The organism is Ectothiorhodospira shaposhnikovii (assembly GCF_022227765.1).
GTDB lineage: Bacteria > Pseudomonadota > Gammaproteobacteria > Ectothiorhodospirales > Ectothiorhodospiraceae > Ectothiorhodospira.
In genome coordinates, this window is the sequence record NZ_JAJMLZ010000003.1 from 145,156 (window position 1) to 171,560 (window position 26,405).

Consider the following 26,405-nt stretch of genomic DNA (forward strand, 5'->3'; position numbering starts at 1 on the left):
TCAGCCGCCTGTGCGGTTCATGTGTCGGAAGATGACGGGTTGTGCGTTCAGCTGGAATTCGTGGCCGCGGGGCTTGATCTGCATCCCTTGTCGGATCGCCGTGGTCAGGGCCTGCAGGTCGCCGGGATGGGAGCGGATCACCCGCCTGAGGTCCACGGCGTGCTCCTGACCCAGGCACAGCAGCAGCCGGCCTTCCGCGGTGAGTCGCACCCGGTTGCAGCTGTCGCAGAAGTTATGACTGTGAGGAGAGATGAAACCCACCCGGATGGAGGTGCCGTCCAGTCGATAGTAACGTGACGGGCCACCGGTCTGTTCGGTGGTGGGAATGAGCGCGTGTCTGGCTTCTATATCGGCCCGGACCTCGTCGCTGGAATAGTACACCTCGGCCCGGTCATGATCGCCGATGAGACCCAGGGGCATTTCTTCGATGAAGCTGATGTCCAGATCCCGGATGCGGGCGTAATTCACCAGGTCAAGGATTTCGTCCTCGTTGCGTCCCTTGAGGATCACGCTGTTGAGTTTGATGCGATCGAAGCCGGCATCCATGGCCGCCTCGATGCCTGCCAGCACCCGCGCCAGATCACCGGTGCGGGTGATGCGGCGGAATCGGTCGGCCTTGAGGCTGTCCAGGCTGATGTTGACGCGGGTGACGCCGGCGGCCCGCAGGTCGCCCGCATGGCGGGCCAGTTGGGAACCGTTGGTGGTCAGGGTCAAATCCTGGAGGCTGTCGAGTGTGCCCAGGGTTTCGAACAGGCTCATCACGCCGCGCCTGACCAGCGGTTCCCCCCCGGTGATGCGGATCTTGTTGACGCCCAGTGAGACGAAGGCCCGAGCGATCCAGGCGGTTTCCTCCAGGGTGAGGAGTTGCTGTCGGGGCAGGAACTGCATCTCTTCGGCCATGCAGTAAACACAGCGAAAGTCGCACCGGTCGGTGACGGAAATACGCAGATAGGTGATCCGGCGGCCGAAACGGTCCATCAGCGGGGGGGGCGGCATGATCGGCGGGTTCATGGTCTGCGCTCCTCGGTGATGGTTCTGGCGAAGGTTCTGACGATGGTCTTGCCGGCATGACTTCATGGGCGTGAAGCCCGCTTTGAGTCCAGGTGTCGAAGGGCCGCGACCTGGTCCGCGGGTGTGTTGATGTTCAGGAAGGCCTGGGGGCAATCGGAAAAATCGGCAATCGCCGCACCCTGGCGCTGGAACCACCGGCCGGCCCGATATTCGCCCTGCATCAGGCTGGTCTCCAGGTCCGCCGCCAGATGCACGGGCACCAGGGCGAACAGGGGCTGCAATCGGTCGCCGTCATGGGCCACGCTCAGGGCGGCGTCACCGGTCCGGACGGCCTGGATCAGCCTGGAGGCCAGATCCATCGGCAATAACGGGGTATCACAAGGGCAGGTGAGCACCCAGGGCTGCCGACTGGCCCGCAGGCAGGCGGCCAGTCCGGCCAGGGGGCCGGCGAAATCACCGACACCGTCAGCGACCACCGGAACCCCAAGGTCCGCGTAGACGGGTTCATTGCGGTTGGCATTGAGCAGCAGTTCGGTGACCTGGGGTCGCAGCCTGGCGATGACGGATTCCACCATGTAACCGCTGCCCAGGGGAATCAGCCCCTTGTCCCGACCACCCATGCGTGTCCCCCTGCCGCCGGCAAGGATGGCCCCGGTCACGGTGATCTGCTGGTCTGGACTATGCATAGTATGGATGATTCTATGTCATTGATCGGGGTCCGGCCAGTCCATCCGGGATCAGGTGCCCAGTTGACCCATGTAGATCCAGAACGGCAGGGTGACGGCGGCGGCCAGGGTGCTGGTGGCGATGATGGCGGCGACGATCTGGCCGTCTCCGCCCATGCGCACCGCCAGGATATAGGCGGAGGAGGCGGTGGGAAGGGCCGCCAGGATCAGGGCCGAGGCCAGATACGGGCCGCTCAGGCCGAACAGGGTGGCCGTGGCCAAGGCAATGGCCGGGACCAGCAGCAGCTTGACGATGCTCAGGTAGGTCACCGCCGGCAGGCGACTACCCAGCCCCGCCAGTCGCAGGCCCGCGCCCACGGCGATCAGGCCCAGGGGCAGGGCGGCCTCGCCCAGAAAGCGCAGGGTGGTATCCGCCATCTCCGGCAGGGGCCAGCCGGACACGGACCAGGCCAGCCCGGCGAAGGTGGACAGGACCAGGGGGTTGCGGGCCAGCTCCCGCAGCAGGCCCTGATTGCCGTGGCGTGCCAGGGCCCAGACCGCCCCCAGGTTGGCCAGGGGCACCATGAACCCGGCCAGGATGGCGAACACCGCCACCCCTTCGGCGCCATACAGCCCGCCGAGGATGGCAAAGCCGATATAGGTGTTGAAGCGGAAGGCGCACTGGAATGAGGAGGCGAACTCGGTCTCCGTCAGCCTGAGCAGGTATCGGCCCAGATAGCCCAGCAGCATCCCCGCCGTCATGAAGATGACCCCGGTATAGATCATGCCCGCCGCGCTCTGCAGTTCCAGGGGGCGGCGGGCCAGGGCGCCGAACAGCAGGGCGGGGAAAAGGACGTAGTAGATCAGCCATTCCAGGTCCGACCAGAAACCGGCGCTGAAACCGGCATGACGACGCAGCAGATGGCCCAGCACCACCAGGGCAAAGGTGGGCAGCAGGATGTTCAGTGGATTCATGGATGAAAGGTTATAAAGGATCGACCCGTTCCGCGCCCGGCGCCTCGATACCCCGCCGCAGGAGCAGGGTGCCGCTTTGGCGGTAGAGTTCGGTCAGGGCCTGGCGGTGACGGATCAGGGATTCAATTTCTTCCAGCTGGCTTTCCAGCAGGTCCCGCTGGGCCTGGGAGACGGCAAGCGCGGTGCCGGTACCCACCCGGAACCGGACCTGTTCGGTCCGCAGTACCTCCTCCTGCAGTTCCCGGGTGAGGCGGGTGGCCTGGATCTGTTCCCGGGTGCGGTTGGCCTCGAACCAGGCATTCTGCACGTCCAGGGCGGTGAGCTGTTGGAGATTGCCCAGGGCCTCCAGGGATTGCTGGCGGGTCAGGCCCGCCCGTTGGGACTCCGCCCGGGCGGCGCGGTTGCCCAGGGGGTGTTCCAGGCGCAGTCCGGCGCTGTAGTCGTAGCCGGGGCCGTCGATCTCACGCCAGGCCTCGCCGAAGGCGGCGGCATAACCGGTCTGGCCCAGGGTGATGAACAGATCCAGCCGGGGCAGCAGCCCCTGGCGGGTACGGATCACCTCCAGCTCTCCCCGTTGCACCCGCAGCCGGGCTTCGTTCAGGTCCGGGCGATGGTCCCGGGCCAGGGCCAGGTGCAGGTCCACCGACTCCATCGGGGGAACCTGGTGGTCGGGGCGGTCCAGGGGTGTGACGGCGGTGCCCCAATGGGCCTGTTGCGGATTGATCAGTTGCAGTAGCCGGATGCGGGCTCGGGCCTGGTCGGAACGGGCGTTGATCAGCCCCTGGCGGCGCAGGGCCTCTTCGGCCCGGGCGGCGGTTTCCTCGGTTTCCGGCCGTTCTCCCACCCGGATGCGCTGGCGGGTCTCTTCCAGCTGGCGGCGTGCCACCGCCAGGGATTCCTCAAAGATGGCGGTGCGGCGGCTGGCCAGCACATAGTCCCAGTAGGCCGCTTCCACATCGGCCACCAGGTTTTCGGCAAAGCCGCGAAATTCATACAGGGAGCTTTGGGTATCCAGACGGGCCTGACGCAGGCGGGCCAGGTTGGAGTCGATGCGCGCCCCTTGCAGAAGGGCCTGGGTCAGGGTCAGTCCCGCCCGCGAGGTGAACTGTTCGCGGGTCTGGGTGGACTCGCTGCGCACCGTGCGCAGGGAGAGTTCCAGGTCCGTGCCCGTGGGCAGGCGCTGGCGCAGGCCGCCCTCGAAGAGGTCACGGTCGGAGCGGGTGATCTGGTCGGACAGATCCGGGCGCTGGTCGAACTGACGTACCGTCTCGTCTCGACGCAGGGACATCTCGGCGAACAGCACCGGGTCGAACACCGCCCGTTCCACCGCCTCGAAGGTCCCGGTGATCAGGGGTTGAAGCTGCTGGACGGCCAGGGACCGGTTGTGTGACAGGGCCAGGAACACCGCCTGTTCCACCGACAGGGACAGGGCATCCGGCCCCAGTGCATCCGGGGGCATGGCGGTATCCCGGGACGGGGTGACCACGGGCAGGTCATCAGGGGGAGGCAGCCCGTCGGGCAGGTGGGCGTCCAACCGCTCATCCAGCCAGCCGGGCGGGGTGTAATGGGCCGGCGTCTCCTGCCGGGCCTGGGCGCCGCCGCCGAGCATGAGCAGTGCAACGGCCGTCGCCAGGGCGATCCGTGCCGGTCGAAGAGGGGGGCGATCAGGCTGGGGCATGGGTCAAGGGTCCGTCAACGGTCTGTCGGGTGGGTCGGTCCCGGTGGAACAGGGTGTAAAGGGCCGGAATCAGCAGCAGGGTGATCAGGGTGGAACTGATCAGGCCGCCGATCACCGCCCGGGCCATGGGGGCCTGGGCCTCGGCGCCTTCACCGAAACCCACCGCCAGGGGGATCAGGGCCAGGATGGTGGTGAGGGAGGTCATGAGGATGGGGCGCAGACGCCGCCGCGAGGCCTCGCGGACCGCGTCACGGACCTTGAGGCCCTCCCGCCGGTGCAGGCGGGCACTCTGGTCCACCAGCAGGATGGCATTGTTCACCGAGATCCCGGCCAGCATGATGATGCCGATCAGGGACTGAACGTTCAACGTGGTGCCCGTGAACAGCAGCATGAGTACCACCCCGATCAAGGCCAGGGGGACGGCGAACATGACGATGAAGGGATCACGCAGGGACTCGTACAGGCTGGCCATCACCATGTAGACCAGGGCAATGGCCATCAGCAGGGCCAGGCCCAGTTCGGTGAAGGCCCGCTGCTGTTCCTCCACGTCGCCGGCGAACAGGATCTCCACATCACGAGGCAGGGGCATGGCCGCCAGTTCGGCGCGTACGTCGGCGACGATGGAGCCCAGATCACGACCGGAGATGTTGGCATTGACGGTGTTGACCCGCTGCTGCTCCTTGCGCTCGATCTGCAACGGGGCAATGGCCGCCTCCAGACTGACCAGGTTGCGCAGACTGACCGGATCTCCGTCCCGGCCCGGCAGGGTGATGTTGAGGATATCGTCCAGGCTCAGATGCTCGGCGTCCCGGAGCTGGACCCAGATTCGGGTCTCGCTGCCGCCATCCCGGAACTGACCGGCCATGCCGCCGCTCAGCGCGGTTTCCAGGGTGCGGGCCACCTGGGCCACGCTGATGCCCAGGTCGGAGGCCCGGGCGCGGTCGATGCGGACCAGCTGCTGGATGCGCCCATCTTCCCGGCCCAGGCGCACATCGGTGATGCCGTCGATGCTCCGGATCCGGGCGGCCAGGTCGCTGGCGGCCAGATCGATGGTCTCCAGATCAAAGCCGCGGACCTCGATGCTCAGTTGCTCTCCGTCCTGCCCGGCCCCCATGCCACGCATCATCATCCCCTGGCTGGCGCGAACCCGCACCGTGATGCCGGGGATCTCCGTGACCTGCCGTCGCAGGGCGGTGGCGATCTGTTCCGTGGAACGGCCGCGTTCCGACAGCGGCACCAGTGCGATGTTCAGGCTGGCGGTGGAAGGGGAGGTGGCCCGAAAGCCCGAGGCCCCCACGCTGGCGATCATGCTGCGCAACTCCGGGACTTCGGCGGCAATGACGGCTTCGATCCGGCGGACGGCATCATCCAGGACCTCAATGCGGGTGCCCGGCTCCATCTCGATGCTCACTCGCAACTGGCCTTCATCCGTGGCGGGCATGAACTCGGTGCCCAGGCGGGGGATCAGGGCCATGGCGCCAACGAAGAGTGCGAGGGTCAGCACGACGACCACCCAGCGATGGTCGAGTGCCCGGTCCAGCAGGGCCAGGTAGCCTCGCTCCAGCCCGCGTACCAGGCCGCCGGCCGCGGTTCCCAGTCGATGGATGCCGCCGGGGGTGATACGGGTCTTCACCGTGGCTTCCCGCCCCATCAGCATGGGAACCAGGGTCAGGGCCACCAGCAGGGAGCAGAACAGGCTGAAGGCCACCACGAAGGCCAGCTGCTTGAACAGGATGCCGGCCATTTCCTGGGCAAAGAACATGGGCAGGAAGATGGCCAGGGTGGTGAGGGTGCTGGCGGTGATGGCGGCGGCCACGTCACCGGTGCCCCGGGTGGCTGCTTCCACCGCGCTCAGGCCTTCCTCCTTGCTGCGGCGGGCGATGTTCTCGATCACCACGATGGCGTTGTCCACCATCAGACCCACGCCCAGGGCCAGGCCGCCCAGGGTCATCAGGTTGAGGGTGAAACCGCCGAAATAGATCAGCCCGAAGGTGGCGATGATCGACACCGGAATGGCGGTGGCGGCCACCAGGGTGAAACGCAGGTGGCGCAGGAAAAACAGCAGCACCAGCACCGCCAGACTGCCGCCGTAGAGGATGGAGCGGCCCACATTCTGGATGGAGCGCTCGATGTGTCCGGCGGTGTCGATGGCAGTGGCGATGTTGAGCTGGGGAAAATCCCGGTCCAGGCGCAGGATTTCTTCCTGCACCGCCCGGGAGACCTGCACCGTGTTCGCATCCGACTGTTTCTGGATGGCCAGACGCACGCCGGGGGCGTCATTGATGCGGATGATGCGGGTGATGCGCTGGTGGGTGTCGCGCACATCGGCCACTTGGTGCAGATGGATGGGGATGCCGTCGCGCACCGCCACCACGGTGGCGCGGATCTGATCCAGGTTTTCGAACTCGCCGGGGGTGCGCAGGCGCAGGTCCATGCGGCCCCGCACGATTTCGCCGGCGGGGTGGATGACGTTGGCATCCCGCAGGGCCTGACGGATCTCGTCCAGGCCCAGGCTCAGGGCCTGGAGGCGGTCCGGGTCCACTTCCACCCGGATTTCCCGCTCCAGGCCTCCCCAGACATCCACCGCCGCCACGCCGGGCACCCGCTCAAGGCGGGGACGGATGCGGTCGTCGATCAGCCGGCGCAGGTCGATGGGGTCCAGGTTGCCGCCCACGCCGATCATCATGATCGGGAAGGCGGCGCTGTCAAAACGCCGGACCAGGGGGCGTCCGGCTTCTTCGGGCAGGGCGTTGATGATGCGGTCGAGACGATCCCGTACCTCGTTGGTGGCGGCGTCCAGGTTGGTCCCCCAGCCAAAGGAGACCCGCACGCTGCTGGAGCCTTCCGATGAGGTGGACGTGACTTCCTCCACCCCGGGGACCGCCGAGACGGCTTCCTCCACCGGTCGGGTGATGAGCTGCTCGATCTCGTCGGGACCGGCATTTTCATAGCTGGTCATGATCGAGACGGTGGGAAAGGTAATGTCCGGCATCAGGTCGATGGGCAGGCGGAACAGGGACATCAGCCCCAGGGTGACCACGATGGCCGTCACCATGGCCGTGAAGATGGGACGCGGAACAGTGAAGACGGCCGGGTTCATGGCTCGGTGCTCCCGGCCTGGGCCTGATCCGGCTCATCCCGCTCCACCGGTCGCAGGCGTGTCCCGTCGCTGATCAGGTGATGACCCAGGGTGACCACCCGGCCTTCCAGGGCCGGGCTGATGATCTGGACCCGATCCCGCTCCTCGATGCCGGTGTCCACCGGGATAAACCGTGCCGTGGGTCCCGCGTCTGTGGCCTCGACCAGGAACAGGCCGGACCTGCCCTGTCGTTCCACCAGGGCATCCACGGGAACCAGGGTGACATCGGACAGGGCGCGGGTGGTGATCCGGGCCTCCACGAACATGCCGGGCCGCAGGCGTTGATCCTCATTGGGGACATGGATCTCCACCCGTGCCTGGCGGGAGGCTTCGCGAAATTCCGGCGACAGCCGTTCCACCCAGCCCGTGAAGGTCTCTCCCGGGTAGGCAATGGTGGTCAGGGTCACCGGCTGACCCGGTGCCAGGCGGGCATAGTCCCGCTCGGTGACGAACACCCGGGCTCGCAGGGGGGTCAGATCCACCAGGGCCAGGATGGGAGTGTTGGCCTGCAGGATACTGCCCCGATCCACGAAACGGTCCGCCACCAGCCACTGGGTGTCTTCCGCCTTGGCATCGGCGTGGATGCGCGTAAAGGCCTGTCGGATTTCCGCGTTGCGCACGGCGGCCTGACGCTGGTCGATCTGGGAACGGGCCAGGGCCACCCGAGCCTGCTGGGCCTCCAGTTCGGTCTGTGCCGCTTCCAGTTCGGACTGGGAGGCGATGCGCTGTGCCCGCAATTCCTGAGTGCGGGTCAGGGCGCGTCGGGCGGCGGCCAGGGCGGCCTGGGACTCTCCCAGACTGGCCCGGGCCACGGCCAGTTCGGCCCGGGCCTGCTCCAGGTTTTGCACCACCTCGTCGTCATCCAGCTCCGCCAGCAGGGTGCCGGGCGCCACGGCATCGCCGATATCCACGTGCAGATGTTCCAGGCGCCCGGCAATCCGGGTGGCCACCTCCACCCGGTGGGCGGCCACCAGAGAGCCGGTGAAGACCACCCGTTCGGTGATGTCGCCGCGGGTGATCGGCGCCACGGCCACGGGTACGGTCGTGGAACCACGCTGGGAGGCGGGGGCCCGGGAGGCATCCTCTTCGCCGCCCAGCCGGAACAGGAGCAGGATGAGCAACACGAGGGCGGCCGCGGCGGCCGCGGTAAGCAGGCGTTTTTTGTTCATCGGTGGCGTTGATTGTCCTGAAACGTGGGCAATGCATCCAAGGGACCGCAATCCGGTCATCGGGTTCGGTAGAATGCGGATCTCCTACTATCTTCCCATGGATTCACCTTCCAATGTGCCCCGTGTCATTGGCACCCTTGCCCTATCCCGAGGATTCCGCCCGCCTGTTCGAGGCGCTGCGCGAGGAACCCTGGGCCGTCTTTCTGGACAGCGCCCGTCATGGCCAGACCAGGGGGCGCTTCGACATTATCACCGCCGATCCCGCCCTCACCCTGATGACGGAGGGGGATCTGACACGGGTGCGGAATCGGGAAGGCGAACTGCTGGAGACAACCGGGGCCGATCCCTTCGAGGTCCTGCGCGCGCGCCTGGGTGAGCCCATCCGCCCGGTGGCCGGACTGCCGTTTGCCGGCGGGGCGGTCGGTTACTTCGGCTATGATCTGGCACGGCGCCTGGAACGCTTGCCCAGCCTGGCCCGGGATCATGAATCCCTGCCACAGATGATGCTCGGCATCCATGACTGGGCGGTGGTGGTGGACCATGACCTGCGAACCTGCGTGCTGGTGGGGCAGGGCCGGGATCCGCGCACTGCCGAGCGCTGGGAGTCCCTGGTGCGGCGGTTCAGCCATCCGGCGCCGTCGGCTCCCCCGGGCGGTTTTGTCCTGGGCGGGCCGCTGCGCGCCAACCTTTCCCCCGATGCGTACCATCAACGCTTTGACCGGGTGCAGGCGTTCATCCGTGAAGGTGACTGCTATCAGGTCAATCTGGCCCAGCGGTTCGAGGCCCCGGCCCAGGGAGATGCCTGGGGGGCTTACCGGCGCTTGCGCGAACTCAGCCCGGCCCCTTACGGGGCCTTTCTCCGGTTTCCCGAAGTGGCCGTCCTGAGCAATTCTCCGGAGCGTTTCCTGCACCTTCGGGACGGCACGGCCACCACCTGTCCCATCAAGGGCACCCGGCCCCGGGGAAGGACGCCGGAAGAGGATGCCCGATTGCGGGAAGCCCTGGCGAACAGCGACAAGGACCGGGCGGAGAACGTGATGATCGTGGATCTGTTGCGCAACGATCTGGGCAAGACCTGCGCCGTCGGCAGCGTGGCGGTGCCGGAACTGTTCGCGTTGGAAAGCTATGCCACGGTGCATCACCTGGTCAGTACCGTGACCGGTCGGCCGGCGCCGGGACGGGATGCCGTCGATCTGCTGCGGGGCTGTTTCCCGGGCGGTTCCATCACCGGAGCGCCCAAGTTGCGGGCGATGGAGATCATCGAGCTGCTGGAGCCGCACCGCCGGGGCATTTACTGCGGCGCTATCGGCTATCTGGGCTTTGACGGCGCCATGGATACCAACATCGCCATCCGCACCCTGGTACACAGCCATGGCAGGCTCAGGTTCTGGGCCGGGGGAGGGATCACCACCGGTTCGCGGATGGCGCACGAATATCAGGAAACCCTGGACAAGGCGGCGGCCATGATGCAGCTTCTCGATGTGAGCGGCTTCGGTCGCAACGGAATTCAAGAAAATCTCCTCGCCGGCCGATAACACTAACAGAGCCATCAGGTGCCGCGTCCGGTCGTGTTTTCGTGCCGCCAGTGATCCTGCCCGTCCGTCTCCCGACTTGGGCCGCCTGACTCCAATGACATCCGAGGACATCCGATGCTGGATAACATCACCATCCGCGCAAGACTGATCCTGCTGGCCATCGTCGGCCTGACCGCCGTGGGCTGCCTGCTGGCCGCGGTGTCCTATCAGTCCGCAGCCGGCACCGCCCGCAGCCTGGTGGAGCACAGCCTGCTCGTCAAGGCGGATGGCGATCTCAAGGCCGCTCGGGTCTACCTGCAGCAGTATTACGGCGAATTGAGGTTGCAGGACGGCCGACTGGTGGATGCCCAGGGAGTACCGCTGGATGGGCGCCATGACATGGCCGATGCCGTCAGCCGTGATCTGGGGCTGGTATTCACCTTTTTCGCCGCCGATCGCAATGAATTCGTCCGGGTGTCCACCAGCCTGATCGGTACCGACGGGCGCCGGGCCGTGGGAACGCCCCTGGGACGGGATACCCCGGCCCATCAGACGGTGGCCAGGGGGCAGCGTTACGTGGGGGAATCCGTCATTCTCGGCAACCCCTACCTGACCGCCTATGAACCCATCTTCAACCAGCGTAACGAAGTCATCGGGATCATGGGGCTGGGCATTCCCCGCGCCCAGGCCGACAGCATCGTGGCTTCCGGCATGTCCAGCCTGATGGTGCGGATGGTCATGACCCTGGTGATCGTGATTGCCCTGGGCATGGTGGGTGCGGTGGTGTTTGCCCGTTCGATTGTCAATCCGATCCGGGAGGTCGGCGCCACCCTCAGGGACATTGCCGATGGCGAAGGGGATCTGACCCGGCGGCTCAAGGTGACCGGCAGGAACGAGCTGGCCGACCTGGCATTGGCCTTCAATGCCTTTGCCGAACGCATTCACGAGCTGGTGCGTCAGGTGTCCGTGGCTACCTCCCAGCTGGCATCCGCCTCGGAACAACTTTCCACCACGTCGGAAGAAACCCGCGAGCAGGTTCGTCACCAGCATTCGGAGACGGATCAGGTGGCCACCGCCATGAATGAGATGACCGCCACGGTGCAGGAGGTGGCCAGGAATGCCAGCGAGGCGGCTCAGGCGGCTCAGGAGACCCAGCATGAGACGCATGCCGGCAGCCAGGTGGTGAAGCAGACCATTACTTCCATCGAGGCCCTGGCGGGCGAGGTGGAAAATGCCGCCGAGGTGATCGGGCGCCTGTCCACCGACAGCGAGGAAATCGGCAAGGTGCTGGACGTGATCCGGGGGATTGCGGAGCAGACCAATCTGCTGGCGCTGAACGCGGCCATTGAGGCGGCCCGGGCCGGTGAACAGGGACGGGGATTTGCCGTGGTGGCCGACGAGGTACGCACCCTGGCCAGCCGTACCCAGTCATCCACCAAGGAGATCCAGGCCATGATCGAGCGGCTCCAGAGCGGCACCAGCGGTGCGGTCAAGGTGATGGAGCAGGGCCGCGGCAAGGCCCGGGAGAGCGTGAGCCAGGCTGCCAGGGCAGGCCAGTCCCTGGAAACGATCAATCAGGCCATTGCCGGCATCAACGACATGAATGCTCAGATTGCCAGTGCCGCGGAGGAGCAGTCGGCGGTGGCCGAGGAGATCAATCGCAACGTCTCCAACATCAGCCATTCGGTGGATCAGACATCCCGGGGCGCCGCCCAGATTGCCTCGGCCAGCGAGGAGTTGGCCCGTCTCGCCGCCGATCTTCAGGTCAGGGTCGGCGGTTATCGCATTTGACTGGACCCGATTGTGCCCCACCCCTCTGCCGCCCCTTCGGGCAGGGGGGAGGCTGCGTTCCCCGGCACCCGCGGGAGGAGCGGCCCGCGGCCGCGAACCAGGGGCGCCGGCCCGGGTCAGGGGGTGGCGGCATCTCCGGACAGGACCCGGGTGAGGACATCCAGGGTCTGAGCACGGGTGCGGGATTCGGTGCCGGGCGCATGGTCGTTCAGTCTTGACCATTCCGGGTGCAGCCGCGCCTTCTGCACCGGTTTGGGCAATGAACCCTTGCGCCAGGTCTCGTCCGCCGGGGTATCCAGCTTCAGCGCCTGGTCGGCGCCGTGTCCCCGGTGGATCAGAGCCTCCACCAACTGACTCTGGCGCAGGGCCAGCAGTCTCAGGGTGTTGTTGTTCACCCGCAGTTCCCGGTGGCCACGCATCCGGTGCATGAGCCGGCGCCCAAGATCCAGGGTATTGCCCAGCAGGGCCCCGGCCGCCGCGCCGGCCGCCGTCCCGGCGCCCAGGGTGGTGCCCAGGGCCATGACATCCACCGCCATCCCCATGGCACCGCCGACGGCGGCACCTTCACCGGTACGCAGTCCGTAGTGACGCAATGCCTCGGGGGTGAACAGGTCCAGCCCCCATTGCCCATCTTCCAGGGGCAGACGTTCACCCAGGTAATCGCTGGGGCGAAACCGGAACAGGTTCAGCAGGGCATCCACGCAGGCCTGCTCCCGCTCCCGGACCCGACCCTGCAGGGCCTCCATGGCCTTTTCGGTATCTTGCCGGCCCCCGCCCTCCACCACCATCACGCAGGCGGCCACGTCGATGAGCATGTCGGCCACGGTTTCCGCCGCCGCCTGCCGGAGCCAGCGGGCCTCCCGTTCCCGGGCCTGCATCAGCCGTTCCAGGGGAATCCGCCAGGGGTCCAGCAGGCTGCGCAGCTTTTCGTACAGACGCAGTTCACCCTGCAGGTCGTAGACCACGGAGTCGAAGGTGATCACGGCATGCAGGCCCAGCCGTGCCAGCGCATCCCGCCATTCCTCGGCCCGGTTGTGGGGGCCGGCGACGAAATTCAGCACCGGCAGCAGAGGCCGGGCGCACAGGCCCAGCACGGTCAGTTCGTCCCGGTATTTCCCCAGCACCGGCTCCCTGGCATCGATGACGTAGAGGCCCACCTGGGAGGCCCGCAACTGGCGCAGCACCTTGGTTTCCTGGTCGAACCGACCGGCGGCATCCGGTGACGCCAGAAAGCGTTCCAGGTCATCCGCACCCGTCTGACGGCCGCCGCCGGCCTCATCCAGCCAGTCCAGAATGCCGGAGGCATCTTCCAGGCCCGGGGTGTCGTACAGGGCCACGAGGGGCTCTCCGTCCACCAGCAGCTGGGTGCCTTCCACGTGTCGGGTGGTGGCGGGGGCATCGCAGACTTCGCCGAATTCCGTATCCCGCGACAGGGTGCGAAGCAGCGAGGTCTTGCCGGTATTGGTATGGCCGACCACGGCCACCTGCAGGATCGAGGTCATGGTTTGGCATCCTCTGATGCGGCAAAGGCTGCTTCCAGAATCTCCGCCGCCGGCCGGTCGGCATCCGCCGGTCGCTCCGGCAGGAGTTGGTCCACGCCGGCCCGCTCCGCCAGTTGTTCCCAGGCCGTGCGACGGGCCCGCGGGTCGATGCCGCGGGTTTGCGCCATGTCCTGCTGGTCCAGCAGGAGCCAGACGGGGGCACGGGTCCGGGCGCGCAGTTCGGTGAGAAAAGCCTCGGTACTGCGATCCGGGGTCCGGGCCAGGGAGCAGACGGCCACCACCACGGCGGGGGGCGGTTGCAGGCTCTGCGCCGCGGCCAGGACATCCCGCCTTGTATGCCGGTCGTCCACCTGGCCAAGGGGGATCCATGCCGGCCGCTTGTGATGTTGGATCCAGTGGTCGTCGGCCTGTTCCAGCTCATATCCCAGCAGGGCCAGGGTAGCGCCCCCGTGGCGTTCGCGGTGACGGGGCGGCTCGGGGGGATGGATCAGGGTCAGCGGTGGCGGGTCCACGACCCCCAGACGCTGGGAGTTGGGCAGCAGTCGGGGGGCCAGGCGGGCATAACCGGGACCGGTCAGATCCAGCCGCAGCCGCCGCCTGGCCCGTCGCGCCATCAGGGCGCACCACAGACCCAGTCCCAGTCTGGGTAGCAAGCCGTAGAACAGCAGGCTGCCCAGTAGCCAGCTTGACCACTGCACCCGCCCCAGGGTGTCTTCGGTCACGCCCAGTCGGCTGGCCCGGATCAGGGCTTCATCGGGCATGGGCAGTCCCAGCCAGCCGGGTAACAGGCCCAGGGCGGTGATCAGGCCGACGAAATGATCCTCCGCCAGCAGGGTGGTCCCCCAGACGAAATCATACTGGCGCACACTCAGTGCCCACAGGCACATGAGCAGGGCCCCGGCGGTGAAGGCCGCCCAGATCAGGTGGGTGAGGGTGCCGGCGGACCAGCGTCCGAGGCCATTGCGGCTCATGAGTTGCAGCAGGGCGCGGATGGCCAGTACCGGGGCCTGGCCCCGGACCAGACGCCGCGCCAGTCCCCCACCCAAACCCAGTACGCCCTGGCCCAGCAGCCCCCCGCCACCACGGGGGCGAACGAGCATGAACAGCGCCCACAGCAGCAGCATCAGCAGCTGTACGCCCAGCAGACTGCCCAGGGCCCACAGGATGTTGATCTGGGAGCTGCCCGCCACCAGGGGGGCCGCCAGCGCCGCGCCGGCGGCCGCCATGCCGCTCAGCCCGGTGAGCAGCAGGATCAGGATCAGGATCCAGCCCGCCAGGGTGCGGGCGCCGCCAAGGGCATCCCTCACCTGGGCACCCAGGCGAGTGGCTCGCGCGCGAACCAGCACCCGATGCTCCAGATCACCGCCGGCATCACGCCCGGCCTGCCAGGCATGGGGCTCGTCGATCACGCGACCGGCCTGATCCTCGTGCAGGCGCACGGCTTCGGCCACGAGACGGTCGGTGAAGCGGTCATGGGGGGCTGGGCTCGCCCTGTCGGAAATATGGGTATTCATTGCGGGCACACTATAAGGCCATGTCCCCGGGACGCCAACCTGGGCGCGAGGAAATCAGTGGTATGGACATGTGCTTGGGAATGACGGATTTGGAATATCCCGCATACAATCGTCGGAACATCCCTTGATGAACTGGAAGCCGGCATGTTGCGATGGTTGTTGATCCTGTTGGGCGGTCTGTTGTCCCTGGCACTCGTGGCGGGGCTTTTGGGGCCGTTTCTGATTTCCCCCCGGCCACTGCCCGATCTGTCTTCGGCGACGGACGTGGCCCTGCCGGAGAGTCGTTTCCTGACCATCCCCCATGACGGCACGGACGGCCTGATGATTCACTACCTGGAGCGGGAACAGGAGGCCGCCGAGGGCCCCGTTCTGGTGCTGCTGCACGGCTTCACCTTCAACGCCTTCACCTGGAACGGGATGATGGACGACCTGGACGGGGCAGGCAGGGTGCTGGCCTACGATCAGGTGCCCTACGGCCTGAGCGCCAAGCCGGTGCGGGGGGAATGGTCCGGCAGCAACCCCTTTACCAAGGCCGCGGCCCTGGAACACCTGTTCGCCTTTCTGGACGCCAAGGGGGTGGAGCAGGCAGTACTGGTGGGGAATTCCTCCGGCGCCACCCTGGCGATGGAGGCGGCCCTGAGCCGGCCCGAGCGGGTGAGCGGACTGGTGCTGGTCAATCCCTGGGTCTATGTAAATCGGCCCAGCTTCCCCGAGTCGGTGGCGGAATGGCCTCAGTTGCGGCGTCTGAACCTGTGGCTGGCCCGCCGACTGGGCAGCAGCGGCGCTCTGCTGGATCTGTCCTACCATGACCCGGAGCGCATCACCGATGAGCGCCGGGCACTGACCACCCTGCATACCCAGGTGCGGCACTGGGATCTGGCCTGGGGTGAACTGTTCGTGCGGGCCATGTCCAGTCCGGTGGATGTCAGTGCCCATCTGGCCGACATCCGTCAGCCGGCGTTGGTGATCATCGGTGAGCAGGATCGGGTGGTGTCGCCGGAGGATTCCATCCGCGCCGCCCTGGCATTGCCGGCGGCGGACCGGATCCTGCTGCCCGAGTGCGGCCACGTACCCCAGGAGGAATGTCCGGCGGCGGTAGCGGCGGCGGTGCGTGACTGGCTGGCACGGGCAGCCCCCGAGACCTCACCATGAACCGCCGCGGATGACCCCGACGCCGATGCCCTCGATGTCCAGGGACTGGCTGCGAAGGTCCACTTCGATGGGCCGGTAGTCGGGGTTTTCCGGCTTCAGCCGAACCCGGTGGCCCTGCCGTTCAAAGCGTTTCACGGTGACTTCGTCCTCCAGACGGGCCACCACGATCTGGCCGTTGCGGATCTCGTGGGTGCGATGGACCGCCAGCAGGTCTCCGTCCAGGATGCCGGCCAGGCGCATGCTGTCACCCTGGACCCGTAGCAGGTAGTCCGGTCGGGGCCTGAACAGGCGTGGGTCCAGCTGGTAATGATCCTCGATATGGGCCTGGGCCAGGATGGGCGCCCCGGCGGCCACCCGGCCCACCAGGGGCAGTCCCGTCCCCCCCAGCAGGCGGATGCCCCGGGAGGTGCCGGCCAGGATCTCGATGGCCCCCTTGCGGGCCAGGGTGCGCAGGTGGCACTCGGCGGCGTTGGGGGAGCGAAAGCCGAAGGCCCGCATGATCTCCTCCCGGGTGGGAGGCAGGCCGTTGGATTGCAGACAGTCGCGGATGAAATCGAGGATTTCCGTCTGGCGGGGGGTGAGCTTTTCCATGACAGGCTCTCGATCAATGGGCGAAGGTATATCTTTGCACAGTAGGGCAAGCCCCGGTCATTGGCAAGTCGGTATCAGCGCATCAGCCGTCGCCGCAGCAACGCCGTGGCCACGGTCAGCCCCACCAGACCATAGACCAGAATCACCGACAGGTGCAGCGGCACCTGGGATGGCCAGGCCCCGGTCATCAGGGGACGGACGATCTCGACCACATGCACCAGGGGCAGGGCCCAGGCCATGGCCACCACGGCGGGCGGGAGCTGTTCCAGGGGGAAGAATACTCCGGAAAGCAGCAGCATGGGGGTGACCGCCAGGGTGAAGTAGTAGAGGAAGAAGTCATAGCTGCGGGAGACCGCGGTGACGACCATGGCGCAGGCACCGAAGCAAAAGCCCGCCAGCAGGATGACCGGCAGGGCCAGCAGGGCGCGCAGATCGCTGATCAGGCCCAGCACGGCGGCCACCAGCAGGATGGCGCCGGCACTGAACAGTGCCTTGGTGGCGGCCCAGATGATCTCGCCCAGCACGATGTCGTCCAGGTTGAGGGGGGCGCCCAGCATGCCGTCCCAGGTCTTCTGTTCCGACATCCGGGTATAGGCGGAGTACATGCCCTCGAAGCTGGCGGTGTACATGGCGCTGGAGCAGACGATGCCCGAGGCCAGGAACACCATGTAGGGTAACTCCCCCAGATCTCCCACCAGGCGGCCGAAGCCATACCCGAAGGCCAGTAGGTAAAGTACCGGCTCGCCGAAGTTACCCATGACGGAAGGCACCATGATCTTGCGCCAGACCCGCAGGTTGCGGCGCCACACCGGAATGAATCGCAGGCTGAGCTTGGGTAGGGGGAAAGCGGACATTTCAGTCCCTCAGTTCGTGACCGGTGAGCTTCATGAAGACATCCTCCAGATTGGCGGGACGATGCAGGTATCGGATACCGGCCTGTTCCAGGCGCGCGATCAGGGGGCCGGCCTGATCGGTGTAGATCAGGGCCAGGTCGCCGATTTGCCGGACCCGGGCCTGAAGTTCTCCCGCCTGATGCGTCAGCCAGTCCATGGCGGCCGGTCCGTTGAGTTCCAGGACATGGCGTTCGATATGGGTATGGATCAGGGACTGGGGTGAGCCCCGGGCCACCACGCGGCCCCGATCGATGATGGCCAGGCGATCGCACAGCCGCTCCGCCTCTTCCATGTAGTGGGTGGTGAGGATCAGGGCGGTGCCGGTCTTGAGCAGGCCGCGCAGGCATTGCCAGATATGATGCCGGGCCTGGGGGTCCAGGCCGGTGGTGGGTTCGTCCAGCACCACCAGTTCGGGCTGGTTGATGAGGGCGCGGGCCAGGGTCAGGCGACGTTTCATGCCGCCGGACAGGGCACTGATGGGGGCATCCCGACGGGATTCCAGGCTGGCGAAGCGGAGCAGATCCTCCACCCGCTCACGGCGTGCCCGTCCCTTGAGGCCGAAATAGTCGGCGTAGGTGTGGAGGTTTTCCCGTACGGTGAAGTCCGGGTCCAGGGTGTCGAACTGGGGCACGATCCCCAGTCGCCGGCGGGCCTCCCGGGCCCGCTCCGGGATGGGTTCACCCAGCACGGACAGGGTACCTTCGTCGGGCGGGGTCAATCCCAGCAGCATGCGTAGGGTGGTGGTCTTGCCGGCCCCGTTGGGGCCCAGCAGGCCGAAGCACTCACCCGGCTGGACCGTAAGGTCGATATGATCGACCACGAGACGGCCATCATAGCGCTTGACCAGTCCTTGGGCCTGGGCAATGGGGGCGGGGATCGAGGGGAGATCGAGCGGGTCCATGTGGGGCAAGGCAATCCTTCCGGGTCTTGGGGCGGTGGACAGGCTAACCTATCGGCAGGCATTTTTGTCGGTCCCGTTCCGGTGAAGGGGGGGATGTCGTCAGACAGCAAACCCCGAGGGAATATTCAGGGATGTTCTGAAACGGTTTTTTCAATAACGCGGAGGGAGTTTTTTCAATGACGCTGAAAATCGGCTGTATCGGTCTTGGCATCATGGGGCGCCCCATGGCGGGACACTGGCTGGCGGCGGGGCATGACGTCACCGTCTGGGCCCGTCGCCCGGAGACCGTGACCACCCTGCTGGGGCAGGGCGCCCATTGGGCCGACAGTCCCGCGGATCTGGCCCGGCAGGTGGATGTGGTCTTCACCAATGTGTCCGATACACCCGATGTGGAGCAGGTTCTGCTGGGGCCTGACGGCGTGGCCGAGGGCGCCAGGCCGGGGATGATCGTGGTGGACCACAGCACCATCTCGCCCACCGTCACCCGGCGGCTGGCGGACACCTTGGCGGAGCGGGGGATCCATCTGCTGGATGCCCCGGTGTCCGGCGGCGAGCGCGGCGCCGTTGACGGTACCCTGACCATCATGGTGGGCGGCGAGACCGCCATCCTGGAGCGGGTGCGGCCGCTGCTGGAGGTGGTGGGCCGGACCATCACCCATGTGGGGGGCTCCGGGGCCGGTCAGTTCACCAAGGCCTGTAATCAGCTCATCGTCGCCCAGACCATGGTGGCGGTGTCGGAGGCCATCAGTCTGGCGGAGGCGGCCGGGGTGGACCCGGCGGCCATGCGCGAGGCCCTCATGGGCGGTTTGGCCTATTCCCGGGTGCTGGAGGTGCACGGGGAACGCATGATCCGGCGGGAGTATCCCCCGGGCTTCAAGGCTCGTTTGCATAACAAGGACATGGCCATCGTCCTGCGGGCGGCGGCGGATCTGGGCCTGCCCCTGCCGGGCACCGCCCTGTCCGCCCAGTGGATCAGCGCCGCCGTGGGACTGGGGCATGGAGAGGAGGATTCCGCCGTGGTGGCCGAGGTGTTGCGCCGGCTGGCGCCTCCGGGACCGATGAACGGCGGGAACCGATCGCCTCTTGCAACGGCCGAACAGGAATAGAATCACCATGGATCCACAGACCGGAGCGAACGTGAACCTGTCCGAAGCCCCCAAGCCGTCTTCCATCGACCCGGAGGAGGTGGCCCGTTATACCGCCCTGGCGGATCGCTGGTGGGATGAAAGCGGCCCCTTCTGGCCCCTGCACACCCTCAATCGGTTGCGCACCGACTACATTTGCCAGCGGCTTTGCGCCCATCTCGGCCGCGATCCGTCTGCGCCTCGTCCCCTGACGGGTCTGCGCCTGCTGGACATCGGCTGCGGCGGCGGCATCCTCAGCGAGTCCATGGCCCGTCTGGGTGCCCGAGTCGAGGGGGTGGACGTGACCGAAAGGAACATTGCGGTGGCCCGCTTGCATGCCGCGCGTTCCGGGCTGGACATCCAGTACGAGGCGGTGCCGGTGGAGACCCTGGCCGCCCGCGGAGAACAGTACGATGTGGTGCTGAACATGGAAGTGGTGGAGCATGTGGCGGATCTGCCGGGCTTCATGGCCGCCTGCAACCAACTGGTCAGCCCGGGAGGGTACAGCTTTATCGCCACCATCAATCGCAACCCGGTGTCGTTCATCGTGGCCATCCTGGGGGCGGAATATATCCTGCGCTGGTTGCCCCGGGGGACCCATCAGTGGCGACGCTTCCCAAAACCCGCGGAACTGGAGGCGTTGCTGGTGCCGGACGGCTTGCGGGTGCTGGAGCGCACCGGCGTCAGGGTCAATCCCTTCAACCGCGGCATGTACCTCACCGGCTATCTGGGGGTGAACTATATGCTGATGACAACCCGGACTCCCGCTTTCGCGGGAGTGACGGAATTGAGGAGTCGCACATGTGGTGGTTCGTGATCGGATATGCCCTGGGCCATGTGGGTTTCCTGCTGGGATCCATGCCTGTCATTGTGGCGGGCGGTGTGCTGTTTCTCTACGGGGCCTACGTGGTGGTCTACGGTCGGGACGGCCGGGAGTGAACGTCACCCGGCGATGAGCGTCGGCAGCGGCTTGTTCCACGGTTTGCCCTTGGCCTATAGTCACCCCATGATGATCTCGCCGGAATCCGTGTTCAAGGCCCTGTCCGATACCACCCGCCTGCGGTGCCTGGTCCTCCTCGTCGAGGAGGATGCCCTGTGCGTGTGCGAGCTCACCCATGCCATCGGTGTGCCGCAGCCGAAGATGTCGCGGCACCTGGCCTTGCTGCGGGAGAGCGGGTTGGTGGCCGACCAGCGCCGGGGGCAGTGGATCTTCTATCGCATCAATCCCGCGCTGCCGGCCTGGGTGCGGGAAGTGTTGCGGCAGACGACACGGGCCTGTGGCGGTACGCCCCCCTACCGCGACGACCGTGCGCGTCTTGACGCCATGGACGGCCGCCCCGGGAGGGGATGCGCCGCCTGAGCTAGAAATCCCGTCTTGCCCACAGGTCCTGTCGGCTCTTGCGCCGATCCTTGCCGGACCTTCGGGGTTCCTTTTCGAGTTCGAAACGGATCATTTCCCTGCGATCGGGCAGCTTGCGCCGCTCTCCCTTGCGTCGTTCGGGACCGGTATAGGGCTTCGGATTGTCCGTGGACATCGGTTCTTCGCTCACTGGTCGCCTCCTGCCGGGCCCGTCCCGTGGGACGGGCCGGATTGCCGATGGCGCGGCCTAGTCCTTGCCGCGCAGTTGCGAGATTTCCTGGCGCAGGGCCGAGATTTCCTGGCGCAGCGCCTTGAGGTCCTCGTGGAGCTGGGCGTTTTCCGCATGCACCACCTCTTCGATGGTGTCATGCTCGAATTTCTGCTGCTCCTCCTGCATGGACTGCATGGTGTTCACGATGATGGCGATGAACAGGTTGAGTATGGTGAATGTGGCGATCAGGATGAAGGGCACGAAGAACACCCAGGCCCAGGCATGGGTTTCCATCACCGGGCGGGAGATGCCCATGGACCAGCTCTCCAGGGTCATCACCTGGAACAGGGTGTACATGGATCGGCCCAGGTGGCCGAACCACTCCGGATGGGAGTAACCGAACAGGCCGGTGGCGATGACCGCGAACACATAGAAAAGCAGGATCAGCAGCCCGAAGATCGACAGGATGCCGGGAATGGCCTTGAGCAGCGCCTCGACGATGAATCGCAGCTTGGGCACCATGGATACCAGGCGCAGCACACGCAGCACACGCAGTACGGCCAGCGGGCCGGTGGTGGGGATCAGGGCAATGGTCACCACCAGGAAGTCGAAGACGTTCCAGGGACGGCGGAAGAAGCTCAGGCCCTGGGCGTAGAGCTTGAGCAGGATTTCCACCACGAACACCCCCAGGATGACGCGGTCGGCATTCATCAGCCAGGGACCGGCCTTTTCCATGAGCGTGGGCGAGGTGGCCAGACCGAGAATCGCGGCATTGATCAGGATCAGTGTGATGATCAGGCGCTGAATCGGCGCCGATTCGATGAAGGCGCCCACTCGGGCGCGAAGGCCGGCCTCGGCTTGCATGTCGGAAACTCCCGGGTGTTCTGTTGCGGCTGGAAAACGGGCGGACAGGGCGCCCAAGCGTGGGGCAGATTAATGAAATCCGCCCTCCGGCACAATCATCAGGGGCATGGAATCAATTCAGTTGCATGCCTTGCAGGCTGTGCTTGAGCACGTCGGCGGAGTCGTGCATGCCCTTGAGTTCTTCTTCATTGATCAACGATGCAGGGGATGCTCAGACAGACATCCGCCAGGCCATAGGTCCCGGCCGGGTTGACGCTTACCGGCAGGACGCTTTTCTGATCTTCCAGGATCACACTGATCAGGTGGCTGATCACTAGGCCGATGGCGGTGTTGGTGTAGCCCTTGCGTGCAATGATGTCGTAGGCGGCATTTTTTACCCCCTGGAACAGGCGCTGCATGGCCTGGGCATCGAAATCCCTACCGTTGATGGTCTGCTGATGGATGCTCAGTCCTCCTACCCTGGCGGTGCTCCAGACCGGGACTTCCGAATCACCATGTTCTCCCATGATATAGGCGTGGACGGAGCGGGGGTTTACCCCGTAGTAATCTCCCAGGGCAGCCCGGAAGCGGGAGGTGTCCAGCATGGTGCCGGTGCCGATGACCCGTTCCGGAGGGCGCCGACTTAGGTGCTGCATCACGTAGGTCAGGATATCCACTGGATTGGTGGCAATGACCAGGACCGCGTCGGGGGCGTGGTGATCCAGGTGGGCGGCGATTTCCCTGAACACGGCGGTATTGCGGTTGAGCAGTTCCAGGCGGGACTCTCCCGGTTTCTGGCTGACCCCGGCTGTGATGACGATCACGCCGCACTCGGATAGATCCGGAAAGTCTCCCGCCAGGACCGAAACCCGGCCCACCAAGGATTGCCCGTGCATCAGATCCATGGCCTCGCCTTCGGCCCGCCGCCGGTCCCGGTCCACCAGGATGATGCGGCCGGTGGTCTGTTGCTGGAACAGGGAGTAGGCGGCGGCGACACCCACGTTACCCGTACCGATGATACCCACGCTGCTGAGTCTGCTCATCTGCGATGCCTCCAAAGATGCTTTACACTCCTGGAATGTCAATAATTTGCCTTTTATCGACATGGTGTGGATCTTCCACGACCCACGGCCGGGAAGATGCGTCCCGGCGTGGCTCTTGACAGTTAGTCTGGATGAATTCAGCAGGCCATCACAGAACCTTTTGCAACGTCGATGTAGAATCCTTACAAAAATATTTTGCAGAACATGGGTGGTTCGCAGATGAAGTCAGTTTCCGGCATTCCAGATGATGAACATGAAGAAGGCTCTCCAACTCAGCGCATCAGTGCGGAGGCGGTGCGCGCTCTGTACAACCTCGACGCGGTCATGGCCTTCTCGGTGCATGGGGAGAAGCATGAGTTCAAGGCTGGGGCGCGGGTCTTTGTGGTCGGCCGCAGTGCCGACTGTGACCTGGTGGTGAATGTGCCCGTTGCCTCCCGTCACCATGCGCGGGTGATTTACCGCAAAGGCAAGTTCGTGTTGGTGGATCAAAGCACCAATGGCACCTATGTCCGCATCCACGGCATGGACGAGATCTGTCTGCTCAATGGTGAGGAGCTACCGCTGGTGGGGGAGGGGGTCGTCAGTCTCGGGCGCCCCGTGACGGAGGGTGACGCGGATCTGGTGACATTTTCCGTGCCCCATTAGTAGTAGTGGCGTCTGTACCCTCCTATCTGTGCTCCATCTTATCTGTGCTCCATGACTTGCCAGCGGCGAATATCATTTTGAGGTTCTTCCCGTCGCTCCCGCGAAAGCGGGAGCCCAGGATTTCCGTGCTCTGTGCTGACTGGATTCCCGCTTTCGCGGGAATGACTGACCGGAATTAGGACTGACTGACCGGAATTGGGAATGACTGACCGGAGAGGGGGCGATCCTGGCGGTTCCCAGGTCACTCTGCCGCCGGGCGGCTCAAGACCGGGATCCCGGTTCGGGTCAGCATCCGGCACAGACGGATCAGGGGTAGCCCGATCAGGGCGGTGGGATCGTCACCCTCCAGGCGCTCGAACAGGGCAATCCCCAGACCTTCCGACTTGAAGCTGCCGGCACAGCCGTAGGGCTGTTCCCGACGCACGTAATCCTCGATCTCTTCCCGGCCCAGGGTGCGAAAGTGTACCCGGAAGGGCTCCACTGCCTCCTGTCTCTCACCGCTTTCGGCATCCAGCAGGCACAATCCGGTATGAAAGGCCACGCTGCGCTCCGAGGCCGCGCTCAACTGGGCGACGGCCCGTTCATGATTGCCGGGTTTGCCCAGTATCTTTCCATCGAGTTCCGCGCACTGGTCCGAGCCGATGATGAGGGCCCCGGGAAAGCGGTCCCGGACCGCTTCCGCCTTGGCCCGGGCCAGGCGGGCCACCATGGCCGCGGGAGACTCCCCCGGCCGGGGGGTCTCATCCACGTCCGGGGCGCAAGTCGAAAACGGCAACCCCAGCCGTTCCAGCAGCTCGCGCCGGAACGGTGAGGTAGAAGCCAGAACCAGGGTGCGTGCCGCCCGCGTCATCAGGCTTCCTCGATTTCCACCAGGGCATCATCCGGGTTGACGCTGTCGCCCTTGGACACGTGAATGGCCTTGACCACGCCACCCACCGGGGCCTGGACCTCGGTTTCCATCTTCATGGCCTCCAGGATCAGCACGCCGTCACCGGGCTTGACCGTATCCCCTTCCTTGACCAGTACGTCGATGATGGTGCCCGGCATGGACGTGGTGACATGGCCGGGCTTGGTGGCCCGGGGGCGGCCGCTGCCCTGGGGACCGCCGCGCCGCGCGCCGTTGTCCCCGTCCACCAGGATCTCGTCCAGGGTCTCGATGACGATCTCTTCCGGCATGCCGTCCACGGTCACGTAGAAGGGACGCATGTGATCCCGCTTGTGGCCGGTGCCGGTGAGCTTGATATGGTAGGTCTCCCCATGCAGGGTGGCCTTGAATTCCACCGGAGCCACCTTGTCCTCGCCCTGGCCGCCCAGGGGTTCCAGGGGTTCGGGGACCAGCTTGCCGTCGCGGCGCTGTTCCAGGAACTCCCGGCCGATCTCGGGGAACATGGCATAGATGAGGACGTCTTCCTCGGAATGGGCCAGTTCGCCGATCTGGCCGCGCAGGGCGTCCATTTCGTCCTCCAGCAGATCCGCCGGCCGGCATTCGATGACGTCGGCGTGGCCGATGGCCTTTTGCCGGACCACGCTGTTGACGTGGCCGGGGGTACGGCCGTAGCGGCCCTGCAGATAGAGCTTCACCTCGTTGGTGATGGTCTTGTAGCGGGACTCGGTGAGGACGTTCATCACGGCCTGGGTGCCCACGATCTGGGAGGTGGGGGTGACCAGGGGCGGATAGCCCAGATCCTCCCGTACCCGCGGGATCTCGGTCATCACCGCGTTCACCTTATCCAGGGCGCCCTGGGCCTTGAGCTGGCTGATGAGGTTGGAGATCATGCCGCCGGGGATCTGGGTGGTCTGCACCCGGGTATCCACACCGGTGTATTCGCTCTCGAACTGGTGGTACTTCTTGCGAATCTCCCGGAAATAGAAGCCGATCTCCTGCAGCAGGTTCAGGTCCAGGCCGGTGTCGTACTCGGTATCCCGCAGTGCCGCCACCATGCTCTCGGTGGGGGCATGGCTGGTGCCGCCGGCAAAGGCGGACATGGCGGTATTGATGTTGCTGCAGCCGTTTTCGATGGCCTTGAGGTGGCACATCTCGGAAAGGCCCGCGGTGGCGTGGGTATGCAGGTGCACGGGCACCTTCACTGCGTCCACCAGGGCGGCGGTGAGTTCGCCGGCGGCCCGGGGGGTGAGCAGACCGGCCATGTCCTTGATGGCGATGCTGTCGCAGCCCATCTCCACCATCTCCCGGGCCATGGTCACGAACTGGTCCAGGGTATGCACCGGGCTGGTGGTGTAGCTGATGGCGCCCTGGGCGTGCTTGCCCGCCTTTTTCACCGCCTCGATGGAGACGCGCACGTTGCGGGTGTCGTTCATGGCATCGAAGATGCGGAAGACGTCCATGCCGTTGTCGGCGCAGCGGGCGACGAAATCCCGTACCACGTCATCGGCATAATGGCGATAGCCCAGCAGGTTCTGGCCCCGCAGCAGCATCTGCAAGGGGGTGTTGGGCAGGGCCTCGCGCAGCTTGCGCAGGCGCTCCCACGGGTCTTCCTTCAGAAACCGCAGGCAGGTATCGAAGGTGGCGCCGCCCCAGACTTCCAGGGACCAGAACCCCACCGCGTCCAGCTTCTCGCAGATGGGGAGCATGTCTTCCGTGCGCATGCGGGTGGCGATCAGGCTCTGGTGGCCGTCACGCAGGGTCAGGTCAGTAATCGTTACCTTGGACATCTATCAATACC

Annotated in this window: 24 protein-coding genes; 8 read left to right on the forward strand and 16 right to left on the reverse strand. The window is 65.9% G+C overall.

From position 1 onward, the window contains the following. The 6 genes from moaA to LQD11_RS05585 all read right to left on the reverse strand — a co-directional run bounded on the left by moaA (window position 1) and on the right by LQD11_RS05585 (window position 8,637). Window positions 1–1,011: a GTP 3',8-cyclase MoaA gene (moaA, locus tag LQD11_RS05560; RefSeq protein ID WP_238616640.1), complete on the reverse strand. Its 1,011-nt coding sequence runs from the start codon at window positions 1,009–1,011 to the stop codon at window positions 1–3. 62 nt (window positions 1,012–1,073) lie between these two features. Continuing rightward, window positions 1,074–1,697: a molybdenum cofactor guanylyltransferase MobA gene (mobA, locus tag LQD11_RS05565; RefSeq protein ID WP_238616641.1), complete on the reverse strand. Its 624-nt coding sequence runs from the start codon at window positions 1,695–1,697 to the stop codon at window positions 1,074–1,076. Between the two features lie 51 nt (window positions 1,698–1,748). Beyond that, window positions 1,749–2,651 carry an AEC family transporter gene (locus tag LQD11_RS05570; RefSeq protein WP_238616642.1) on the reverse strand — a complete coding sequence of 301 codons (903 nt, stop codon included), beginning with the start codon at window positions 2,649–2,651 and terminating at the stop codon, window positions 1,749–1,751. Between the two features lie 10 nt (window positions 2,652–2,661). Further along, on the reverse strand, window positions 2,662–4,260 hold the full coding sequence (locus LQD11_RS05575) for a TolC family protein (protein ID WP_420828254.1): 1,599 nt from the start codon (window positions 4,258–4,260) through the stop codon (window positions 2,662–2,664). A gap of 55 nt (window positions 4,261–4,315) precedes the next feature. Then, a complete protein-coding gene (locus LQD11_RS05580; RefSeq protein ID WP_238616644.1) occupies window positions 4,316–7,429 on the reverse strand; it encodes an efflux RND transporter permease subunit in 3,114 nt (1,037 codons plus the stop codon). Further along, a complete protein-coding gene (locus LQD11_RS05585; RefSeq protein WP_238616645.1) occupies window positions 7,426–8,637 on the reverse strand; it encodes an efflux RND transporter periplasmic adaptor subunit in 1,212 nt (403 codons plus the stop codon). The genes LQD11_RS05580 and LQD11_RS05585 overlap by 4 nt, the downstream gene beginning before the upstream one ends. A gap of 113 nt (window positions 8,638–8,750) precedes the next feature. On the opposite strand from LQD11_RS05585, the gene pabB reads away from it, so the two are divergent. Then, a complete protein-coding gene (gene pabB / locus LQD11_RS05590; protein WP_238616646.1) occupies window positions 8,751–10,172 on the forward strand; it encodes an aminodeoxychorismate synthase component I in 1,422 nt (473 codons plus the stop codon). 114 nt (window positions 10,173–10,286) lie between these two features. Then, complete coding sequence (locus LQD11_RS05595) at window positions 10,287–11,942, forward strand: methyl-accepting chemotaxis protein (protein ID WP_238616647.1); 1,656 nt, start codon at window positions 10,287–10,289, stop codon at window positions 11,940–11,942. A 116-nt stretch (window positions 11,943–12,058) separates the two neighbouring features. Here the strand turns inward: LQD11_RS05595 and LQD11_RS05600 are convergent, their stop codons facing one another. Both LQD11_RS05600 and LQD11_RS05605 read right to left on the reverse strand, forming a co-directional pair. Beyond that, window positions 12,059–13,444, reverse strand: a complete 1,386-nt coding sequence (locus LQD11_RS05600) for a GTPase/DUF3482 domain-containing protein (RefSeq protein ID WP_238616648.1) — start codon at window positions 13,442–13,444, stop codon at window positions 12,059–12,061. Beyond that, on the reverse strand, window positions 13,441–14,958 hold the full coding sequence (locus tag LQD11_RS05605) for a DUF2868 domain-containing protein (RefSeq protein WP_238616649.1): 1,518 nt from the start codon (window positions 14,956–14,958) through the stop codon (window positions 13,441–13,443). Before LQD11_RS05605 ends, LQD11_RS05600 begins: the two co-directional genes overlap by 4 nt. Before the next feature lie 144 nt (window positions 14,959–15,102). Between LQD11_RS05605 and LQD11_RS05610 the strand changes: the two genes are divergently transcribed. Beyond that, window positions 15,103–16,110: an alpha/beta fold hydrolase gene (locus LQD11_RS05610; RefSeq protein ID WP_238616650.1), complete on the forward strand. Its 1,008-nt coding sequence runs from the start codon at window positions 15,103–15,105 to the stop codon at window positions 16,108–16,110. On the opposite strand, the gene lexA is transcribed toward LQD11_RS05610, so the two are convergent. The 3 genes from lexA to LQD11_RS05625 form a co-directional block, all read right to left on the reverse strand. Continuing rightward, a complete protein-coding gene (lexA, locus tag LQD11_RS05615) occupies window positions 16,102–16,701 on the reverse strand; it encodes a transcriptional repressor LexA (protein ID WP_238616651.1) in 600 nt (199 codons plus the stop codon). The genes LQD11_RS05610 and lexA overlap by 9 nt on opposite strands. Before the next feature lie 74 nt (window positions 16,702–16,775). After that, a complete protein-coding gene (locus LQD11_RS05620) occupies window positions 16,776–17,555 on the reverse strand; it encodes an ABC transporter permease (protein WP_238616652.1) in 780 nt (259 codons plus the stop codon). 1 nt (window position 17,556) lies between these two features. After that, window positions 17,557–18,495 (reverse strand): ATP-binding cassette domain-containing protein, encoded by a 939-nt coding sequence (locus LQD11_RS05625; protein ID WP_238616653.1) that lies wholly within the window; start codon window positions 18,493–18,495, stop codon window positions 17,557–17,559. 176 nt (window positions 18,496–18,671) lie between these two features. On the opposite strand from LQD11_RS05625, the gene LQD11_RS05630 reads away from it, so the two are divergent. The 4 genes from LQD11_RS05630 (at window position 18,672) to LQD11_RS05645 (ending at window position 20,979) form a co-directional block, all read left to right on the forward strand. After that, on the forward strand, window positions 18,672–19,601 hold the full coding sequence (locus tag LQD11_RS05630; protein WP_238616654.1) for an NAD(P)-dependent oxidoreductase: 930 nt from the start codon (window positions 18,672–18,674) through the stop codon (window positions 19,599–19,601). A gap of 7 nt (window positions 19,602–19,608) precedes the next feature. Continuing rightward, window positions 19,609–20,436, forward strand: a complete 828-nt coding sequence (gene ubiG / locus LQD11_RS05635) for a bifunctional 2-polyprenyl-6-hydroxyphenol methylase/3-demethylubiquinol 3-O-methyltransferase UbiG (RefSeq protein WP_238616655.1) — start codon at window positions 19,609–19,611, stop codon at window positions 20,434–20,436. After that, on the forward strand, window positions 20,421–20,558 hold the full coding sequence (locus LQD11_RS05640; protein WP_008932661.1) for a hypothetical protein: 138 nt from the start codon (window positions 20,421–20,423) through the stop codon (window positions 20,556–20,558). The genes ubiG and LQD11_RS05640 overlap by 16 nt, the downstream gene beginning before the upstream one ends. A 67-nt stretch (window positions 20,559–20,625) precedes the next feature. Then, on the forward strand, window positions 20,626–20,979 hold the full coding sequence (locus LQD11_RS05645; protein ID WP_238616776.1) for a metalloregulator ArsR/SmtB family transcription factor: 354 nt from the start codon (window positions 20,626–20,628) through the stop codon (window positions 20,977–20,979). Window position 20,980: 1 nt separating this feature from the next. Here LQD11_RS05645 and LQD11_RS05650 read toward each other — a convergent pair whose 3' ends face one another. From LQD11_RS05650 to LQD11_RS05660, 3 genes are all read right to left on the reverse strand, one after another. After that, the gene (locus LQD11_RS05650) at window positions 20,981–21,169 is read right to left on the reverse strand and encodes a hypothetical protein (protein ID WP_238616656.1); all 189 of its coding nucleotides are present in this window, start codon (window positions 21,167–21,169) and stop codon (window positions 20,981–20,983) included. A 57-nt stretch (window positions 21,170–21,226) separates the two neighbouring features. Next, entirely contained in the window at window positions 21,227–22,054 is an 828-nt protein-coding gene (locus LQD11_RS05655) for an ion transporter (RefSeq protein WP_238616657.1), read from the reverse strand. Window positions 22,055–22,239: 185 nt separating this feature from the next. Beyond that, a complete protein-coding gene (locus LQD11_RS05660; RefSeq protein WP_238616658.1) occupies window positions 22,240–23,076 on the reverse strand; it encodes an L-lactate dehydrogenase in 837 nt (278 codons plus the stop codon). Window positions 23,077–23,295: 219 nt separating this feature from the next. Here LQD11_RS05660 and LQD11_RS05665 point away from each other — a divergent pair, with 219 nt between their 5' ends. Then, window positions 23,296–23,721 carry an FHA domain-containing protein gene (locus LQD11_RS05665; RefSeq protein WP_238616659.1) on the forward strand — a complete coding sequence of 142 codons (426 nt, stop codon included), beginning with the start codon at window positions 23,296–23,298 and terminating at the stop codon, window positions 23,719–23,721. 241 nt (window positions 23,722–23,962) lie between these two features. Here the strand turns inward: LQD11_RS05665 and LQD11_RS05670 are convergent, their stop codons facing one another. Continuing rightward, a complete protein-coding gene (locus LQD11_RS05670) occupies window positions 23,963–24,571 on the reverse strand; it encodes a Maf family protein (protein WP_238616660.1) in 609 nt (202 codons plus the stop codon). Beyond that, a complete protein-coding gene (gene oadA / locus LQD11_RS05675) occupies window positions 24,571–26,394 on the reverse strand; it encodes a sodium-extruding oxaloacetate decarboxylase subunit alpha (RefSeq protein ID WP_008932655.1) in 1,824 nt (607 codons plus the stop codon). The genes LQD11_RS05670 and oadA overlap by 1 nt, the downstream gene beginning before the upstream one ends. Window positions 26,395–26,405: the final 11 nt, after the last annotated feature.

What these genes read in the sequence shown, in the direction of transcription:
- moaA (WP_238616640.1), bottom strand. Translation starts at nt 1,011, where the DNA reads ATGAACCCGCCGATCATGCCGCCCCCCCCGCTGATGGACCGTTTCGGC.
- mobA (WP_238616641.1), bottom strand. Translation starts at nt 1,697, where the DNA reads ATGCATAGTCCAGACCAGCAGATCACCGTGACCGGGGCCATCCTTGCC.
- LQD11_RS05570 (WP_238616642.1), bottom strand. Translation starts at nt 2,651, where the DNA reads ATGAATCCACTGAACATCCTGCTGCCCACCTTTGCCCTGGTGGTGCTG.
- LQD11_RS05575 (WP_420828254.1), bottom strand. Translation starts at nt 4,260, where the DNA reads ATGCTCGGCGGCGGCGCCCAGGCCCGGCAGGAGACGCCGGCCCATTAC.
- LQD11_RS05580 (WP_238616644.1), bottom strand. Translation starts at nt 7,429, where the DNA reads ATGAACCCGGCCGTCTTCACTGTTCCGCGTCCCATCTTCACGGCCATG.
- LQD11_RS05585 (WP_238616645.1), bottom strand. Translation starts at nt 8,637, where the DNA reads ATGAACAAAAAACGCCTGCTTACCGCGGCCGCCGCGGCCGCCCTCGTG.
- pabB (WP_238616646.1), top strand. Translation starts at nt 8,751, where the DNA reads ATGTGCCCCGTGTCATTGGCACCCTTGCCCTATCCCGAGGATTCCGCC.
- LQD11_RS05595 (WP_238616647.1), top strand. Translation starts at nt 10,287, where the DNA reads ATGCTGGATAACATCACCATCCGCGCAAGACTGATCCTGCTGGCCATC.
- LQD11_RS05600 (WP_238616648.1), bottom strand. Translation starts at nt 13,444, where the DNA reads ATGACCTCGATCCTGCAGGTGGCCGTGGTCGGCCATACCAATACCGGC.
- LQD11_RS05605 (WP_238616649.1), bottom strand. Translation starts at nt 14,958, where the DNA reads ATGAATACCCATATTTCCGACAGGGCGAGCCCAGCCCCCCATGACCGC.
- LQD11_RS05610 (WP_238616650.1), top strand. Translation starts at nt 15,103, where the DNA reads ATGTTGCGATGGTTGTTGATCCTGTTGGGCGGTCTGTTGTCCCTGGCA.
- lexA (WP_238616651.1), bottom strand. Translation starts at nt 16,701, where the DNA reads ATGGAAAAGCTCACCCCCCGCCAGACGGAAATCCTCGATTTCATCCGC.
- LQD11_RS05620 (WP_238616652.1), bottom strand. Translation starts at nt 17,555, where the DNA reads ATGTCCGCTTTCCCCCTACCCAAGCTCAGCCTGCGATTCATTCCGGTG.
- LQD11_RS05625 (WP_238616653.1), bottom strand. Translation starts at nt 18,495, where the DNA reads ATGGACCCGCTCGATCTCCCCTCGATCCCCGCCCCCATTGCCCAGGCC.
- LQD11_RS05630 (WP_238616654.1), top strand. Translation starts at nt 18,672, where the DNA reads ATGACGCTGAAAATCGGCTGTATCGGTCTTGGCATCATGGGGCGCCCC.
- ubiG (WP_238616655.1), top strand. Translation starts at nt 19,609, where the DNA reads ATGGATCCACAGACCGGAGCGAACGTGAACCTGTCCGAAGCCCCCAAG.
- LQD11_RS05640 (WP_008932661.1), top strand. Translation starts at nt 20,421, where the DNA reads ATGTGGTGGTTCGTGATCGGATATGCCCTGGGCCATGTGGGTTTCCTG.
- LQD11_RS05645 (WP_238616776.1), top strand. Translation starts at nt 20,626, where the DNA reads ATGATGATCTCGCCGGAATCCGTGTTCAAGGCCCTGTCCGATACCACC.
- LQD11_RS05655 (WP_238616657.1), bottom strand. Translation starts at nt 22,054, where the DNA reads ATGCAAGCCGAGGCCGGCCTTCGCGCCCGAGTGGGCGCCTTCATCGAA.
- LQD11_RS05660 (WP_238616658.1), bottom strand. Translation starts at nt 23,076, where the DNA reads ATGAGCAGACTCAGCAGCGTGGGTATCATCGGTACGGGTAACGTGGGT.
- LQD11_RS05665 (WP_238616659.1), top strand. Translation starts at nt 23,296, where the DNA reads ATGAAGTCAGTTTCCGGCATTCCAGATGATGAACATGAAGAAGGCTCT.
- LQD11_RS05670 (WP_238616660.1), bottom strand. Translation starts at nt 24,571, where the DNA reads ATGACGCGGGCGGCACGCACCCTGGTTCTGGCTTCTACCTCACCGTTC.
- oadA (WP_008932655.1), bottom strand. Translation starts at nt 26,394, where the DNA reads ATGTCCAAGGTAACGATTACTGACCTGACCCTGCGTGACGGCCACCAG.